17 protein-coding genes are annotated in these 15,667 nt (G+C 67.2%); 10 read left to right on the forward strand and 7 right to left on the reverse strand.

The window, feature by feature from the left end:
- Positions 1 to 6: 6 nt before the first annotated feature.
- Positions 7 to 684, forward strand: a complete 678-nt coding sequence (locus ON43_RS28215) for a DUF8020 domain-containing protein (protein ID WP_040812327.1) — start codon at positions 7 to 9, stop codon at positions 682 to 684.
- Here ON43_RS28215 and ON43_RS28220 read toward each other — a convergent pair.
- On the reverse strand, positions 681 to 1,250 hold the full coding sequence (locus ON43_RS28220; protein WP_245568786.1) for a CGNR zinc finger domain-containing protein: 570 nt from the start codon (positions 1,248 to 1,250) through the stop codon (positions 681 to 683). The two genes, ON43_RS28215 and ON43_RS28220, sit on opposite strands and share 4 nt — an antisense overlap.
- A gap of 102 nt (positions 1,251 to 1,352) precedes the next feature.
- Between ON43_RS28220 and ON43_RS28225 the strand changes: the two genes are divergently transcribed.
- Positions 1,353 to 2,198 (forward strand): SDR family NAD(P)-dependent oxidoreductase, encoded by an 846-nt coding sequence (locus tag ON43_RS28225; RefSeq protein ID WP_040812329.1) that lies wholly within the window; start codon positions 1,353 to 1,355, stop codon positions 2,196 to 2,198.
- Positions 2,199 to 2,251: 53 nt separating this feature from the next.
- Here ON43_RS28225 and ON43_RS28230 read toward each other — a convergent pair whose 3' ends face one another.
- Positions 2,252 to 3,715 carry an MFS transporter gene (locus ON43_RS28230; RefSeq protein ID WP_040812330.1) on the reverse strand — a complete coding sequence of 488 codons (1,464 nt, stop codon included), beginning with the start codon at positions 3,713 to 3,715 and terminating at the stop codon, positions 2,252 to 2,254.
- 249 nt (positions 3,716 to 3,964) lie between these two features.
- On the opposite strand from ON43_RS28230, the gene ON43_RS28235 reads away from it, so the two are divergent.
- From ON43_RS28235 to ON43_RS28255, 5 genes are all read left to right on the forward strand, one after another.
- Positions 3,965 to 5,140 (forward strand): NAD(P)/FAD-dependent oxidoreductase, encoded by a 1,176-nt coding sequence (locus tag ON43_RS28235; RefSeq protein WP_040812331.1) that lies wholly within the window; start codon positions 3,965 to 3,967, stop codon positions 5,138 to 5,140.
- Between the two features lie 30 nt (positions 5,141 to 5,170).
- Positions 5,171 to 6,109, forward strand: a complete 939-nt coding sequence (locus ON43_RS28240) for a sigma-70 family RNA polymerase sigma factor (protein WP_040812365.1) — start codon at positions 5,171 to 5,173, stop codon at positions 6,107 to 6,109.
- A 90-nt stretch (positions 6,110 to 6,199) separates the two neighbouring features.
- Positions 6,200 to 7,357 (forward strand): serine hydrolase domain-containing protein, encoded by a 1,158-nt coding sequence (locus tag ON43_RS28245; RefSeq protein ID WP_051179373.1) that lies wholly within the window; start codon positions 6,200 to 6,202, stop codon positions 7,355 to 7,357.
- A 377-nt stretch (positions 7,358 to 7,734) separates the two neighbouring features.
- Positions 7,735 to 8,628 (forward strand): helix-turn-helix domain-containing protein, encoded by an 894-nt coding sequence (locus ON43_RS28250; RefSeq protein ID WP_040812332.1) that lies wholly within the window; start codon positions 7,735 to 7,737, stop codon positions 8,626 to 8,628.
- Positions 8,618 to 8,824, forward strand: coding sequence for a DUF397 domain-containing protein (locus tag ON43_RS28255; protein WP_040812369.1), 207 nt, complete (start codon positions 8,618 to 8,620; stop codon positions 8,822 to 8,824). Before ON43_RS28250 ends, ON43_RS28255 begins: the two co-directional genes overlap by 11 nt.
- 3 nt (positions 8,825 to 8,827) lie before the next feature.
- On the opposite strand, the gene ON43_RS28260 is transcribed toward ON43_RS28255, so the two are convergent.
- The 4 genes from ON43_RS28260 to ON43_RS28275 form a co-directional block, all read right to left on the reverse strand.
- On the reverse strand, positions 8,828 to 9,496 hold the full coding sequence (locus ON43_RS28260; protein ID WP_157514218.1) for an HAD family hydrolase: 669 nt from the start codon (positions 9,494 to 9,496) through the stop codon (positions 8,828 to 8,830).
- On the reverse strand, positions 9,496 to 10,446 hold the full coding sequence (locus tag ON43_RS28265; protein WP_083913788.1) for an FkbM family methyltransferase: 951 nt from the start codon (positions 10,444 to 10,446) through the stop codon (positions 9,496 to 9,498). The genes ON43_RS28260 and ON43_RS28265 overlap by 1 nt, the downstream gene beginning before the upstream one ends.
- A gap of 119 nt (positions 10,447 to 10,565) precedes the next feature.
- A complete protein-coding gene (locus tag ON43_RS28270) occupies positions 10,566 to 11,297 on the reverse strand; it encodes a hypothetical protein (RefSeq protein WP_040812336.1) in 732 nt (243 codons plus the stop codon).
- Positions 11,294 to 11,641 carry a hypothetical protein gene (locus ON43_RS28275; RefSeq protein ID WP_040812338.1) on the reverse strand — a complete coding sequence of 116 codons (348 nt, stop codon included), beginning with the start codon at positions 11,639 to 11,641 and terminating at the stop codon, positions 11,294 to 11,296. The genes ON43_RS28270 and ON43_RS28275 overlap by 4 nt, the downstream gene beginning before the upstream one ends.
- Before the next feature lie 206 nt (positions 11,642 to 11,847).
- On the opposite strand from ON43_RS28275, the gene ON43_RS28280 reads away from it, so the two are divergent.
- The 3 genes from ON43_RS28280 (at position 11,848) to ON43_RS28290 (ending at position 14,477) form a co-directional block, all read left to right on the forward strand.
- The gene (locus ON43_RS28280) at positions 11,848 to 12,291 is read left to right on the forward strand and encodes a hypothetical protein (RefSeq protein ID WP_040812340.1); all 444 of its coding nucleotides are present in this window, start codon (positions 11,848 to 11,850) and stop codon (positions 12,289 to 12,291) included.
- Between the two features lie 195 nt (positions 12,292 to 12,486).
- Positions 12,487 to 13,182 carry a response regulator transcription factor gene (locus tag ON43_RS28285; RefSeq protein ID WP_040812342.1) on the forward strand — a complete coding sequence of 232 codons (696 nt, stop codon included), beginning with the start codon at positions 12,487 to 12,489 and terminating at the stop codon, positions 13,180 to 13,182.
- Positions 13,179 to 14,477, forward strand: coding sequence for a HAMP domain-containing sensor histidine kinase (locus ON43_RS28290; protein ID WP_051179374.1), 1,299 nt, complete (start codon positions 13,179 to 13,181; stop codon positions 14,475 to 14,477). The genes ON43_RS28285 and ON43_RS28290 overlap by 4 nt, the downstream gene beginning before the upstream one ends.
- Positions 14,478 to 14,561: 84 nt before the next feature.
- On the opposite strand, the gene ON43_RS28295 is transcribed toward ON43_RS28290, so the two are convergent.
- Positions 14,562 to 15,667: hypothetical protein (locus ON43_RS28295; protein WP_040812343.1), on the reverse strand; the 1,106-nt coding region annotated here is incomplete at its 5' end.

The following is a 15,667-nucleotide window of genomic DNA, read 5'->3' on the forward strand; positions in this document are numbered from 1 at the left end:
AACGCCATGCGAACCACCGCTTTTCTGCTCGCCGCATCGACCACGTCGGTGCTGTGCGCGATTCCGGCCGCGGCGGCGCCCGCGGCTCCCGACGCCGCCGTCGGTGTCACAGCCAGCGTGGTCGACGATTCCGCCGTCATCACCATCGCCGACGGTGCGATCGTCCTGCGCGACGGCGTGCTCACGCTCGAAGGGCCGGGACATTCCGCGCTCGAGATGGCCGAAATGTCCTTCCGAATCGATGATTTCACCTTTCCCATCGATGCGGCCGTGGCCGACCGCACGGTCACCCTCACCCCGCGGCTGGACCGCGAGCACGCGGTCTACACCCCGGTCGCCCTGCCCTACGAGGATTCCGCGAACTTCACCAGCCCGTATCAGCGGGAGGTCGCAGCCTGGAACCGGCTGACGAGCACGGTCGGTCTCGGCGTCTCACTCGGCACGCTCGTCGGCGGCATCGGCGGCGCGGCAGTCGGCTGCGTACTGGGCGCGGTGGCGGGCGCGACCGTGGCCGCGGCCACGATTGTCGGACTGTTCGGCTCTTTCCTCCCGGCCGGTGCGATCGGCTGTCTCGGTGGGGTTCTCGCGATCGGGGCACTCGGCACCGTCGCGGGTCAACTCCTGGTGTCCGCGCCGGTCGCGGTGCTCGCGGCGGTCCAGTACGTCACCACCGTCACCGCCTAGAGATCGGCCTGTTTGCGGCGTTGGCGGAGGGCGCGCATCGATACCTGGGATCCGCAGCCGGGGCTGCAGAAGCGGGCTGCTCGGTTGCGGGTGCGGTCGATGAAGCCGAAGTGGCAGGGCGGGTTGCAGCAGGCCTTGATTCGGGGCCAGTCGCCGCGTTGGGCGGTCTCGGTCACTGCCGCGAGGACGGTGCCCAGAACGCCTGGGACACCGGTTGATCCGGCGAAAAGTTGTGCTGTTCGGGCCGTGATGGCGGTCGTCAGCGGATAGCGGACCCCGGCCTGGCGCAGGTACCGTTCCGCCTCTGCGATCTGGGGCTCGCTGATTTCCGGATCGCTCGCGTGGGTCAGCAAGGTCGTGACCAGCGCCTCGCGGAGCTCGCGGGCGGCGACCGCGTCGGAATCGGTGACTACGGTGGTCGCGTCGAGCAGACCTTCACCGATCGCCCAATCCGCGAATCCCGCAGCCGTGCCGAAGATTTCGACGCGTCCCGTGCCGTCGGCTCTGGTGTTGACGAACGACAACACCAGAGCAGTCGCGTCATCGTTCCGCTGAGGTACCTCCACGCCTTCACGATACCAACGCTGTTTTCAGGCTAGTCCATTCGGTCGCAACTCAGCGGCACGATCCCCTTGAAATGTTGCGAGCTAAACCGTTACGGTCGCAACATGACGTTTGAAGAACACGCCCCGCGGATCTGGTTCATCACCGGCGCCTCTTCGGGCATCGGACATGAGCTGGCGGTTCAGGCGCTGACATCCGGCGAAGCAGTCATCGCGGTAGCTCGAAACACGGAAACCCTTTCTGCCTCAACGCAATCCGACCGGCTGCTCACGATCGAGGCGGACGTGCGCGACGAGGCCGCCGTCGCGAAGGCGGTCGAGCAGGGCGTGGCCCACTTCGGCCGCATCGATGTCGTCGCGAACATGGCCGGTTACGGGCTCTTCGGCGCGGTCGAGGAAGCCTCCGACCCGCAAGCGCGAGCGATCTTCGACACCAACGTCTTCGGCGTCCTCAATGTCCTGCGCGCGACACTGCCGGTCCTGCGAGGCCAGCGATCCGGGCACATCCTGCAGGGCTCGTCCTACTACGGCCAGACCGCCGACCCCGGCGTCGGCCTGCTCGCCGCGACCAAGTACGCCCTCGAGGGACTCTCCGACGCCCTCGCCGCCGAACTGGCACCCCTCGGAATCCACGTCACCCTCGTGCAGCCCGGCCTGACAGCGACCCCGTTCCTCTCGAACCTCGACGCGGCCAACACAACTCACGCTGATTACGACCAGACGGTGCGCACCGTGCAACAGGCGATCGGAGCCCTACCCGCCACCGCCTTCTCCCCCGTCGATCGCGTAGCCGCGGGCATCCGAACCGCCGTCACCAGCGCCAACCCGCCCCGCCGTCTCGCCCTCGGCACCGCGGGATCCGACAGCATGCGCACCGCCCTCACCGCCCGCCTCGCCGACCTCGACCACTGGGCCCCCGTCACCAACCTCGTGGATGCCCTCACGGGATAAACGACGCCGCCCCGGCCGTAAATGGCCGGGGCGGCTACTGGTGCGGTCCGGAATCAATGCACTTGCGCCGCAACCTGTTTCGGCAGTCCATAGACTGCGGCGAAGGAGGCGGCGGTGAGCAGGATCGCCACCCCGGTGACGGTTCGGATGGCGGTCGAGGCGACCGCGGGGCCATCGCCGAGGGCGAAACCGCTGAAGAACACCGTGCCCAGGACTGCCACGCCGAGCGCTGCGGCGCCCTGCTGGAAGGACTCCAACAGCCCTGAGGCCGAACCGATCTCGTGGTCGTCGAGCTCACCGACGATGATTCCGAACAGCGGCACGAAGATCATGCCCATCCCGAGGCCGTAGGCCAGTAGGGCCGGTGCGAGGGTGAGCGCACCGGGGGCGGCCGATCCGCCGAGCTGGCAGAACAGTGCGATCAAGCCGAACAGCATTCCGCCGAGTCCCAGATGCAGCACCTTGCGGCCGAGCTTGGGGGCCAGGCCGGCACTGACGCCGGAGCCGAGGAACGCACCGATTGCCCAGGGCGCCATGGTCAGACTGGCCCGCAGCGCGCTGTAACCCAGACCCATCTGCAGGAACAGTCCGACGGCCAGCGAGAACCCGCCCACACCGCCGAAGAACACGGTGATGAAGCCGATGCCGGAGGTATAGGAGCGCTTGGCGAACACGCTGGTCTCGATGAGCGCGACCCGCCCGGCGCGAGAGCGGCGCACCTGGTCGAGGGCGAACAGCCCGAGGATCGGAACCGACGCGATCAGCATGGCGATCATCCACGCTGGCCATCCGGCTTCGCGCCCCTCGACCAGCGGATACAGCAGCATGCCCAGGCCGAGTCCGGCCACGACCGCGCCGCGCAGGTCGAGCGTCAGCCCGGGCAGCGGCGCGGCCGCGGGCAGAATCCACGCGCCCAGCGCGAGCGCGACGACACCCAGGGGCAGGTTCATCAGGAAGATGGCCCGCCATCCGCTGCCGAGCAGATCGGCGTCGATGAGCAGTCCGGCCACGATCGGCCCGGCGATGGTGGCGACGCCGATGAGCGGCCCGAAAGCCACGTAGGCCTTACCGAATTCGCGTCCGAACAGATCGCGGATGAGCCCGAAGCACTGCGGCACCATGACCGCCGCGAACAGCCCCTGCACCACGCGCCCGGCCAACAGCAGTTCGATGGTCCCGGCGGCCCCGCACAGCATCGACGCGATCAGGAATCCGCTGAGCCCGATCATGAGCACCCGCTTGCGGCCGTACATATCGCCGAGCCGCCCGCCGGTGAGCAGCCCGATGGCCATGGCCAGGGTGTATCCGGCGCTGAGCCACTGCACGGTCGCGACCGAGCCGCCCAGCTCGCCGCGAATGGCGGGCGCGGCCACATTCACGATGCTGGCGTCCAGCAGATTCAGCAGGGTCGCGGCCAGGATGGCGAGCAGCCCCCACCAGCGCCGCGGCAGCGGACCGGTGGAATCGGCTGTGGTCGTGGTGGTTTCGAGGGGCGGATGTTCGACTGCGATGGTCACTGCTGTCTCCTGAAGCCGACTGATGAGATAGAACGGAATGATCCGTTCCGTTTAATTGGAACAGAATGAACCGTTCCGGTCAAGAGGGGCGGTTTCATGACCCTCGACTCTGTGGGCGTTGATTCTCGGCTTCGCGCGGCGCACCCGACGCCGTGGCAACGCACCGGTGATCCACATCACCGGGTGACCCTGTCAGGGATTGCGGGGCTGTCTCGTTCAGGAGGCACGTGAACCAGACAGGAGCGAACCATGCACCGCATCGTCGTCCTCGGGGCCGGATACGCCGGAGCCTTCTCCGCCGGATATCTGGCCCGCCAACTGCATTCCGACGACTTCGAGATCACCGTCGTCAATGCCGAACCGGATTTCGTCGAGCGGCTGCGGCTGCATCAGCTGGCCGCCGGGCAGGAACTGCGGCATCGGCCGCTCGCGGAAGTGTTTGCGGGCACCGGGATTCGGTTGCGGGTGGCGCGGGTGACCGGCGTCGATCCGGACCGCCGGACCGTCACTATCGCCGACGGGAAGGGCGTCGACCGGCTCGCGTACGACACGCTGCTCTACACGCTCGGGAGCACGGTCGCCGAGCATGGCGTGCCCGGGGTCGGCGAGCACGCCTTCCATGTGGCGGCGCGGCCCGCCGCGCTGCGCCTGCGCACCCGCCTGGATGAGCTGGGTACGGAGGGTCGGGTGCTGGTGGTCGGCGGGAATCTGACCGCGATCGAGGCGGCCACCGAGATCGCGGAATCCCGTCCGGGACTTCGCATCAGCCTGGTCACCAGGGGCGAGCTGGGCGGCTGGCTGAGCCCGAAGGCGCGCCGTCATCTGCTGCGCGCCTTCGACCGGCTCGAGATCACGGTCCACGAGCACACCGCCATCGAGCGCGTCGAGCAGGCGGCCGCGATCGCCGCCGACGGCACCGCATTCGCCTCCGACGCGACGGTGTGGGCCGCCGGTTTCGCCGTGCACCCGATCGCCGCGGCTGGCGGTCTCGAGGTGGTGCCCACCGGCCAGATCCGGGTCGACCGCCAGATGCGTTCGGTCTCGCACCCGAATGTCTACGTCGCCGGTGACAGCGCTTTCATCCTGGCGGAGAGCGGTCTTCCGCTGCCGATGTCCTGCGCGTCCACGGCACCGACCGCCAAGCAGGCGACGGCCGCCGTCATCGGAGACCTGACCGGGCGCAAGATCCCCTCGATCCCGATGACCTACGTCGGCAACCACATCAGCCTCGGCCGCAAGGACGGGATCTTCCAGTTCGTCGACAAGGCCGCGCAAACCAAGCCGCGGCCCCTGCGCGGCCGGACCGCCGCGCGCGTCAAGAAGTCGATCCTCGACGGCGCGGTCTGGGCCCTGAGCCACCCGAATCTCGGAAAGCCCGGCCACAAGTACCGTTTGGCCCGGGAGCACTCGGCGGTCGCCGCCTAGCGTCGCGCTGATGGACCTAGAGTCGTGCTGATGGACTCTGCCACCGTGGCGCGTTTCGAGGCCAGCCGTGATCGGCTGGCCTCGCTGGCCTACCGTCTGCTCGGCTCGGCCGCCGATGCCGAGGACACGGTGCAGGACGCGTTCCTGGGGTGGCAGGCCGCCGACCGGCGGTACGTCGAGGTGCCCGAGGCCTGGCTGACCAAGATCGTCACCAATCTGGCGCTCGATCGGCTACGTTCGGCGCGGGTGCGGCACGAACGCGCGATCGGCGCGTGGATGCCGGAACCGCTGCTCGACGGCGACCCGATGCTGGGCCCGGCCGACACCGTCGAGCAGCGCGAATCGGTGACCCTGGCGGTGCTGACGCTCATGGAGCGGCTGTCGCCGGTCGAACGGGCCGTTTATGTTCTGCGCGAGGCGTTTTCGTACAGTCACGCCGAGATCGCCGAGATCCTCGGCATCACCGAGTCCGGCAGTCAGCAGCACGCGCATCGAGCCCGACGGCGAATCTCCGCCGCCCGCAACGGTATCGACCTCGATCCCGCCGCCGCGCGCCGCGTGGTCGAGGCGTTCGTCGAGGCCGCGTCCTCGGGCCGGACCGAACGCCTGATCGCGCTGCTGACCGACGACGCGACCGGCGTCTCCGACGGTCGACTGGGACTGGCCGAGCAGCTGATTCGCTACGCGAACCCGCGGCGGCTCGCCGATGCGCTGCGCATCGGCCTCAAACCCTCCGCGGCCAAACGCGAACTCGCGGGCGGCTCCCCGTCGATCCACGCCGTCGTGGTCAACCGCTGCCCGGCCATGCTCGTCACCCTCGACGACCGCGTCCTGGGCGTCACCATCCTGGAGCTCCGCGACGACAAGATCGCGAGCGTGCGCGGCATCGCCGCCCCGCACCGGCTCACCCGCCTCACCGCGGAATGGCAGCGGCAGCGGCACGATGAGCCGTTGATCGACTCGTGGTAGCACGTACGACCGCAGAGGTAGGAATAATTCCGGGGGTTATCCGGGGGCTACCGGATAGGCAGGGTCGGGTCTCGTCCCTAGCGTCGGGGTATGAGCATCTTTCGGGGTTGCGGGCGGTATGCCGTCGTCGCTGTCGCGCTGCTGGCCGTGGCGGGCTGCGGTGAGAGCACGGCGAAATCGGGGACGGACCCGGCGGTGCCCAGGCAGGTGTCCGACGCGCTGAATGAACTGGTTCGTTCCGGGATGCCCGGGGTGCAGGCCGTCATCAGCGGACCCGACGGGGCGCATACCCTCACCGCCGGGGCGGGCGACCTCGCCACCGGAGCGGCCTATGCCGAGCACGCGCATTTCCGAATCGGCAGTGTCACCAAGACTTTCGTCGCCACGGTCGTCATGCAACTCGTCGGGGAGGGCGCGGTCGACCTCGAGGCTCCGATCGAGCGGTACCTGCCGGGTGTGGTGCAGGGCAATGGCAATGACGGCAGCCGGATCACCGTGCACCAGTTGCTCCAGCACACCAGCGGGCTCGCGGATTTCGCGCCGGAAAGCGGTACGGAGAGGCTGCCCCAGCAACTCGATCAGATGTCGGACGGCAAGGCCTACCGTGATCTCACCCCCGCCGATCTGGTGCGCATCGCGATGAGCATCGCGCCACAGTTCGAGCCGGGAGCCGAATTCCGTTACACCAACACCAATTACGTGCTGCTGGACCTGCTGATCGAACGGGTGACCGGCGGGTCTCTCGCGGCCGCCATCAACAGCCGCATCCTCGAGCCCCTGACAATGCGCGACACCTACATCCCGCTGGCCGGTGACACGAGCCTGCGCGATCCACATCCGCTGGGCTACCGCAATGTCGACGGCAAGTGGATCGATGCCACCGATACCGAGACGGCCTGGGCCGGCGCCGCCGGCGCGATCGTCTCCACCGGCGCCGACCTCAACCGCTTCTTCACCGCCCTGGTGACCGGAAAACTGCTTCCCGCACCGCAACTCGCGCAGATGCAACAGACGATCTCCATGCAGTCCTTCGCCGAGATGACCTACGGCCTCGGCCTGATCCGATTCCAATTGCCGTGCGGATCGGAGACGAAGGAACTGTGGGGCCACTCCGGCGGCATCCCCGGATTCAGCACCATGGCGATCGCCACCACCAAGGGAACCGCGGCAACCGTCAGCCTCAACACCGAACAAACCAACGAACAGTTCTCAACCACCTTCACCACCATCGCCTGCGCAATCGGCTGACCCGATTGCGCTGGGCCCCAGGCTATTCAGATACTCGATCGCAGCGAGCAGGCGCGGGCACGGCGGCTCGCAGGTGGCGTGGATGCGGGCGATGCCCTGTGCACGCTGTTCACTCAGCGGCCAGATGAAGCCGCTCCCACAGTTGTCGTTGACCCACTCCCGGGAACGCGCTGTGGATTGTTCGCCGATGTCCATCTCGGTTCCTTTCGGAGACGATTGCGGATACGGCGTTGATGTTCACAGCGCACACGGCGGAACGATTCGTGATGCGGAAAGTCTGTTCCGGGATTTCCGAAAGCCCAGCACACCTGCCGATTCAGGTGCCACGATTGATCCAGAACGGAAGGTAGGGCCCTCCCGAAACGGAAGGACACATCATGCCGAGCGTGGTTCAGACGCTGCCGCTGCATCAGCTCGGCCGACGTCTGCGACAGTGGCGTCAGGACGCCGGCTACAGCCTGGAGATGGCCGCCTCGAAGATCCCGGTGATGAGCCAGACCGCGCTGCATCGACTGGAAAAGGGCATGAAGGCCAAGCCCAATCCTCGCGATGTCCGTGCGATCTGCGAGCTCTACGGTGTCTCCGAAGACCTCATCGAGGGCGCGGTCGGTTTGGCACTGCAAGCGGCTCAAAAGGATTGGTGGTGGCACTCCTACGGCGATCTGATCCCCGAGGGCTTCGGCGTCTACGTCGCACAGGAGGCCGCCGCCGAATCGGTGATCTCCTACCAGCCGAATCTGATCCCCGGACTGCTTCAGACCCCGGACTATGTCTTGACTCTCATGAAAAAGGCGCTGCCGGACGCGGAACCGGAGGAATGGGAGCGACGGGTCGAGATCAAGACGCACCGCAAGTCCATCCTGACGCGGCCGCAGCCGGTGTCGATGGACGTGATCATCGGACAGGCCGCGCTGCACCACCGCGTCGGGAGCGCATCGATCATGGCCGCCCAACTGCGGCACCTGACCGAGATCAGTGCGCTGCACAACAACATCAAGCTCCACGTGCTGCCGTTCGAAGCCGGATTCCCCTGCGGCGTGAGCATGCCGCCGTTCGTCATCCTCGATTTCGGTTGTGCACCAGATGGAATGCCCGTCGAACCGCGCACTGTGTTCCTGGAGCACGTGATCGGCGGGCTCTACGTACGGAAACCAGAGGACGTGGAGTCGTACGATCGGTCTTACCGCACCCTCGAGCGAGCGAGCCTGGATACCAAGGCAACTCAGATCTTGGTAACCCGGATGGCAAAGGAGTATGAGCGTGAACAGTGAACTATCCGAGGCGAACTGGTTCAAGAGCACTTACAGTCAGCCGCAGGGCGAGTGCGTGGAAGTAGCCTTCCTGCCCGATGGTCTTGTCGGCGTGCGCGATTCGAAGAGCCCGACCGGCCCGGCCCACGTCTTCGCACCGCCCGCCTGGGATGTCTTCACCGAGGCCGTCCGCTCCGGCGCTTTCGACCGCCCGTAACCGCTACCGCGCCATCGGCTCGATCGTCGAGCCGAGATGGGCGATCCACCGGCGGATCGCCGGATCGTCGAGGCGGCGATGGTGGGCGTCCGCGCCGAGGGATTCGGCGCTCTCGCCGACTCCGATGACGGTGAGCGCCGCGGCGCGGGCGGCGGCCACCCCGACCGCGCTGTCCTCGAAAGCCACCGTCACCGCCGGGGTCGCGCCGAGGCGCACGCAAGCGGTGCGATAGAGGTCCGGGGCGGGTTTCGGAGCCGAAACCTCGTCGCCCGCAACGGTTACCTCGACCAGGTCGGCCAGCCGGGTATGGGTGAGGGTCGCATCGAGCAGGGCCCGGGGCGAGTTGCTGGCTATCGCGATCGGCAGGATGGCGGCAGCGGCGGTCACGATCTCGACCGCGCCGGGCAGCAGGGTCGCGGTGCGCGGCACGGCCTCGATCATCGCCTCCAGCAGCTCGTCGGCGATATCGGACGCGGTGTGGTCGAGCGTGTCCGCGACAAGTGTCGCCAGGGCTGGCAATCCCAGTCCGGTGACGGCGGCCGCGCGGACGTCGTCCGGGCAGGTGCGCTCATGCCGCGCGAAGACCTGATCCACGGCGGCGCGCACGCAGTCATGGGTGTCGGCAAGCGTTCCGTCGCAGTCGAACACGATGGCGGCCGGGGACGCGGGCATCATTCCTTCAGTCCGTCACGCCAGTACAGTTCAACCGGATTGAAGCCCGGCGGATCGGGCAGGCGCGGCGGGATCCTATGGAATCCGGCCTGCTTCATGGTGTTTCGCACGATATCGCCATCGATGTACTTGTCGTGCACCTCCAGCACGACCCGGTCCACCCGGCTCATCCACGGCCGCGGCTCGGCGAATATTTCGACCTCGCTGCCTTCCACGTCGACCTTCAACAGGTCGACATGATCGATGCCATGCCGGTCCAGTAACTCGTCCACGGTGCGGGCCGGCACTTTTCGCGGCGGTCGCGCCAGCACGTTCTCCAGCCGCCAGGGGCGCTGCTGCCGCAGCTCGTACACCTCGGGGACCGCGGTGCAGGTATCCCAGAACTCACTGACCGCGAATTCCAGCTCACCACCGCTGCCCGCGACCGCGCAGTCCTCGACGATCCAGTCCAGGCCGGACAGCTCCCGATTGCGTTGCAGCACAGCCCGACTCTCCGCGATCGGCTCCACGGTCAGCAGCCGCCGCGGCCGGCAGCGAGCGGTCAGATAGGCGGCGGCCTGACCCGTATTCCCGCCCAGATCGACGATTGTGTCCAGCGAATCGATCCGCGAATCGAGCGCGTAGACCCGATCGAGTTCGTAGAAGCCCTGGAGAAAGATCTGCCACAGGATCAACAGATCACTCTGATTGCGACGCACCACGATCGGTGCATGCCCGCCGGGCACCGAGAAATCGAACCGAATCAGCGTCTCGTCCGCCAGCGGCTTCCCCGCCGCACCCAGAAACCGCCGCGCCATCCAATAGGGCCCCCGCACCCGACTCCACCCCCGCCCCGCCGACGCGGCCCGCACCATATCCCGCCCGGCCGCGACACCCTCCCGCACCACCACCCGCCCGGTCCCGACCCCGAACGCCCGATCGGCATCCGACCGCAAATAGGCAAGACCCACAACGCCTCCCTTTGTCCCACCGCCCCGACCGCAGAACCTAGCAATCCATTGGCAAATTGCCCTCGATACGCGCCGAACAAGATCAACAATTCCGTTCGGCGGGGCCGATCGCTTCGCCGCTATCTGGTCGATCCGGCGGTGGACGTAGGGATTCCCTTCTGCGCGTGTTCTTTTCGGCGAGACCAGTAGCCGACGGCCGCGAAGGCGGTGTAGGCGAAGACCGAGAGGATGGTGGGGAGGCTGGCGGGGATCAGGCCGTGGAGGTAGCCCTGGTGGACGCTGCAGGCGCATTCCGGGTCGAATTGGGCCCAGAGGCGGTGGGCCGCGGCGAGGAGGCCGATGAGGCCGCTCGCGAAGAGCAGAGACAGGGCCGCGCGGTCGAAGGCGGAGAGGGTGCGCAAACGGAGTGCGGGGATGGTGACAGCGAAGACCGCGGTGTTGGTGGCCATCGCGATCGCGGCCACGGTGATCGCGAGCAGTGAACCCCAGCCCTGCCAGGCGTGGATGCCGCGCACCGTCCCGTAGGCGATGCCGACCACCGCGCCGATGCCGAGGCAGATATGCGCGGCGCGGGTCAGCTTGTGCTGCCCCATCGCTCGGGTGAGGTGGGTGGTGATGCCGATGGAGGCGGTGACGATGAGCGCGTACCGGATCAGATCGGCTTCGGCGGGCGGAACCCGCAGCGGCGCGGGATATTCGTCGCCGATCCAGCTGACGCAGTACATCGCCAGCGCGGCGATGGCGACCGTGAGCGCGCGGGTGCGCCCGTCGCGCCACTGGGTGAGGCGCAGCACCGCCACCACCGCGGCAGCCGTTGCGGCACAGGCGAACAGGACGTCTTGCGTGTTCATCCGATCAGGTTCCTTACGACTTGTTCCGTGCGGGTCGGTCGTGGTTCCGGTTCGGTGCCGGTCAGCAGTCTCCTGGTGACTTCGTCGGCCAGCTGACTGTTGCTCGCGGTGCTGAGAATCTCGGGAATCGAGGAGCGGGCGGTGACGATCGGCAGGTGCACCTGCTCGGGCCGGATGAGCCCGGCCTGCAGCAGCCCTTCGACCGGACTCACCCCGTAGGCGTCACAGAATTCCAGGATAGTTCCCGCCACGGGACTGTCGGTCTTGGTGAGGTGGCGGCGGACCCGATTGTGATCGGTGCCCATCCGCTGCGCGATGGCACGGTCGCCGGCACCGCCCGTCACGGTATCTATCCATTTGCCAAAATCGCTCTCCACGTCTCCAGTATGGGACAGATCTGAGACAGTCACAACCGGCATTCTAGCTGGCAAGATCGTATTTCCTGTGATCAGGCTCTCATCAATTTTGAACCATCGGGTTTGACAGTGGTTCAAATCTGATTCACGCTGGATCCAGTCAGCAATCAATCAGCTATCCGAGGAATCGATTCATGAACAAGCGCGTGAAGATCATTGCCGCCTCGATCGCGGCCGTCGGCGCGGTCGGCGCGGGTGTGGCCGCGGGCAGTCATTTCGCCCACCGGGACGTTGCCGACTCCACCCCGACCACGACCGTGCTCACCGAAACTCCCGCGACTCCGGCCATCAAGGGGAACACCCCGGCTCCGACCTCCCGGTCCCAGCCCGGCAAGCCCGCCCCCGTCACCCAACAGCCCCAGATCCAGCCGACCCGTCCGCCCGAGACCTCACAGCCGGGCCGCCCGAGCGTCGATCCGGGGAATCCGACCGTGGAGATCCCGGGCGGCGGCATGACCGGCGGACAACCGGACAGCACCGGCGGCGGCATGGGCGGGGGCCAGCCGGACAGCAACGGCGGCGGCATGGGCGGCGGCCAGCCCGACTCCACCGGCGGCGGCATGGAGGGCGGGCAGTAGTCCGCGAAAGCCCTGCCGGCCTGCGAAAGCTCTGCGGCCATCGGCTTTTCGCCGCCGCCGTGATCGGCTTCCCCGAAAGTCACGGCGGCCGACCGATTCCGTTTCCTAACCATTCGTTGGCCATTCCCGAACTTTCATTTCCCTACCGTTGGCTGCCGAGTGCTCCCGCCGCCGCAAACCGAGAGGCGTTGTCGAATGTCGAATGACGTGGTGCTCGTCGTGGACGACGACGCCCGGGTATTGACCTCGGTGGCACGCGGATTGCGATTGTCGGGATTCACGGTCACCACCGCCGGGGACGGGGCGGCGGCCTTGCAGGCGATCGCCTCCTGTCCGCCCGCGGCGATGGTGCTCGACCTGAATATGCCCGGCCTGGACGGGGTTCAGGTGGTGACCGCGCTGCGGTCGCTGGGCAATGACGTGCCCATCTGTGTCCTCAGCGCCCGGTCGGAGGTCGGCGACCGGATCGACGCGCTCACCGCGGGCGCGGACGACTATCTGACGAAGCCGTTCCATCTCGGTGAGCTGGTGGCCCGGCTGCAAGCCCTGTTGCGGCGCAGCGGTGTGACCGCGGTGGCCGACCCCTGCGCCGAGGTCGTCGTCGGCGGGCTCACCGTGCAGGCCGGGGCGCGGCGCGCGTTCGCCAATGGCACGCTGCTGGAGTTGACCAAGCGTGAGTTCGATCTGCTGGCGGCATTGGCGGCGGCGCCCGGTCAGGTGTTCCGACGCACCGAATTACTGTGCGACGTCTGGGGATACACCTTCGAGACGCAGACCAAGGTGGTCGACGTATTCGTGTCCTATTTGCGCGCCAAGATCGAGGCGACCGGCTGTCCGCGCGTGCTGCACACCGTGCGCGGAGTCGGATACGTGTTGAGGACCGAGCCGTGAGACGGCCGATCTCGTTGCAGACCCGGGTCGCGATCGCATGCGCGTCGGTCGCGGCGCTGGTGATCGGCGCTATGGCCGCGGTATTCCTGGTGGTGGCCAAGGCCGACACCAGCCGTCAGCTCGACCGGATCGTGGGATCCCTGCAGGTCACCTCGGATGACGCGGAGACGGCGATGCCCGCCGGGCCCGCGCGCGTGGTCGTGGTCGAGGACGGTTCCGGCTACGTGTGGGAGCTTCCGGCCTCGGGCAAGGAGGTGGCGGTCACCACCTCGGTGCCGAAATCGCTGGTGGAGCAGGTTATTTCACAGAAGACCCATCGCATTCTCGGGGTGGCCGTCGTCGCCATCGTGCTGGCCAGCTGGCTGGGCTGGTTCGTCGCCCGCCGCGCCGTGCTGCCGCTGCGGCAATTGACGGCAGCCACCCGCGATGTGGGATCCGCTCTGCGCCTGGATATTTCAGCTCAGGGCGGCACGATCGAGACCGCCGAGCTGACCGCCGCCATGAACGAGATGCTGGACCACATCGCGGAGGAACGTCGCAATACCGCCGACACGCTCGCCGCCGCACGCGATTTCGCCGCCACCTCCGCGCACGAACTGCGCACGCCGCTGACCTCCATGCGGACCGATCTCGAGGTGTTGTGCACGGTGCCGCTGTCGGATCGGGATCGGACCGAGATCCTCACCGAGGTGCTCAATGCCCAGCGCACGGTGGAATCGACCCTGTTCGCGCTGGAGCGGCTGGCTCAGGGCGAGATGATCACCGAATCCGATTGGGAGGAAGTGGATCTCGACGAGCTCATCGATCAGGTCGCCGAGTCCGCATACCGGTCGCACCCGGGTACGACCGTCGTCTCACTGCTCACCGAGCCGCTGCACACGCGCGGTCTGGCGGCCGGACTCCGCCTGATCCTCGACAACGCCATCACCAACTCGGTTCGCCACGGTGGAGCGACACGGATCGAAATCGGGGCTCGCGCCGAAGGAGACGATCTGATCGTGCTGTCGGTGGACGACAACGGCAGCGGCGTCGCACCCGGCGATCGGGAGCGCGTCTTCCACCGTTTCGTCCGCGGCACCACCGAAACACCCGGCAGCGGTTTGGGTTTGGCTCTGGTCGCGCAACAAGCCCGACTGCACAACGGCAATGTTCGACTCGCCGACAGCCCACTGGGCGGCGCTCGCCTCGAGGTCACCATCGCCGCGCGGGCCGCAGCTCAGCGGCCGACGGCAGCCGCCCACAGGGCATTCAATCCGCCGTCCCAAATGGCGTCCAGCCCGTGGACGACGGCGTAGAAGGCCGGGGTGTAGGCGAAGGCGTTCAGTACGGAATTCATTCCCTCACAGAAGGCTTGGGTCATCGCGTCGATGCTCCTTCGCTCAGTTCCAGTACGTGGGTGGTTGATTGGGGAAGCCGTACAGCGGAAGGCCGGTGTTGAAGCCGGTGCCGACGTCGCGGGCGTGCTGGATGGTCGCGCGGGAGCCGGGAACGCTGCTGTGGCCCTGCGACATCGTGGTGGTGGAGAGCTGGATATTGAGCGGGAACAGGTGCGGCTGGTCCACGTAGAAGGCGATCGAGAGGTCGTCACAGGACGCCGAGACCGTGCGCGGGAAGTCGAACGGGCCGATCTGCTCGGCGGGGGACGATATCGAATCCCAGTCCGCCTGTTCATAACTCTTCGGTTCGCACATGGTCAGCTTCCCGTCGGCCGCGGTGTGCGCGAGCACTCCGCGCGTCTTCCCGTCCGCCTCGGGGAACACGAACAGCTGATCGGCAGAACCGTCCGGATTCCCGGACTGGGCATAGTCGTAGCCCACGTGCCCCGGGCCGAGCAGGAAGCCGCCCGCCATCCGCTCCTGTTCTCCCACCCAGTGATTCACCTCGGTGAATTCCGAATGCCCCGGGAATTTGACCCGGCCGTTGATATCGGCGGTCGCGATGGAGGAGGCCCAGAACACCTTGGTGCCATCCCAATCCACGGGGTCCATGGCCGCGCCCGGGTGGGTGTTGGTGTACCAGAGGTCGGCGACGGTATCCATATTGTCGTAGGTCAGGTGCCAGGCTTGCTTATCGTCGTCCCACGCGAAATGCAGGATCGCGCTGTCGATGGTCGGGGCGGTGGTGACGTGCACCGGGCTGGCCGGATACTCCACCAGATTGCGGTAATTGCCCTGCGGGTCATTGAGATTGAGATTGTTCATGTAGCCCCACTTGACCCCGGCCATGCCGTGATTCAGGTAGGTGAACTGGAAAAGTCCCAGACCGTGCGGGTCCTGTGCGTGGAACCAGCCGAAATCCAGGATGTAATCCCCCGCCGTCATATCCTGCGCCGTCGCGGGCCGCAGCGGGGTCGGCACATCCTCGATGGCCTGCGCCGATCCGGCCGACCACACGCCGGACGCGATCGAGCACACCGCCACCGCGAGGACTCCAGCCAGCCGTTTGGCGTCACGCATGGGGCTGATCACCGTTCTCACCTCCATCC

This window comes from Nocardia concava NBRC 100430 (assembly GCF_000308815.1).
GTDB classification, from domain to species: Bacteria; Actinomycetota; Actinomycetes; order Mycobacteriales; family Mycobacteriaceae; genus Nocardia; species Nocardia concava.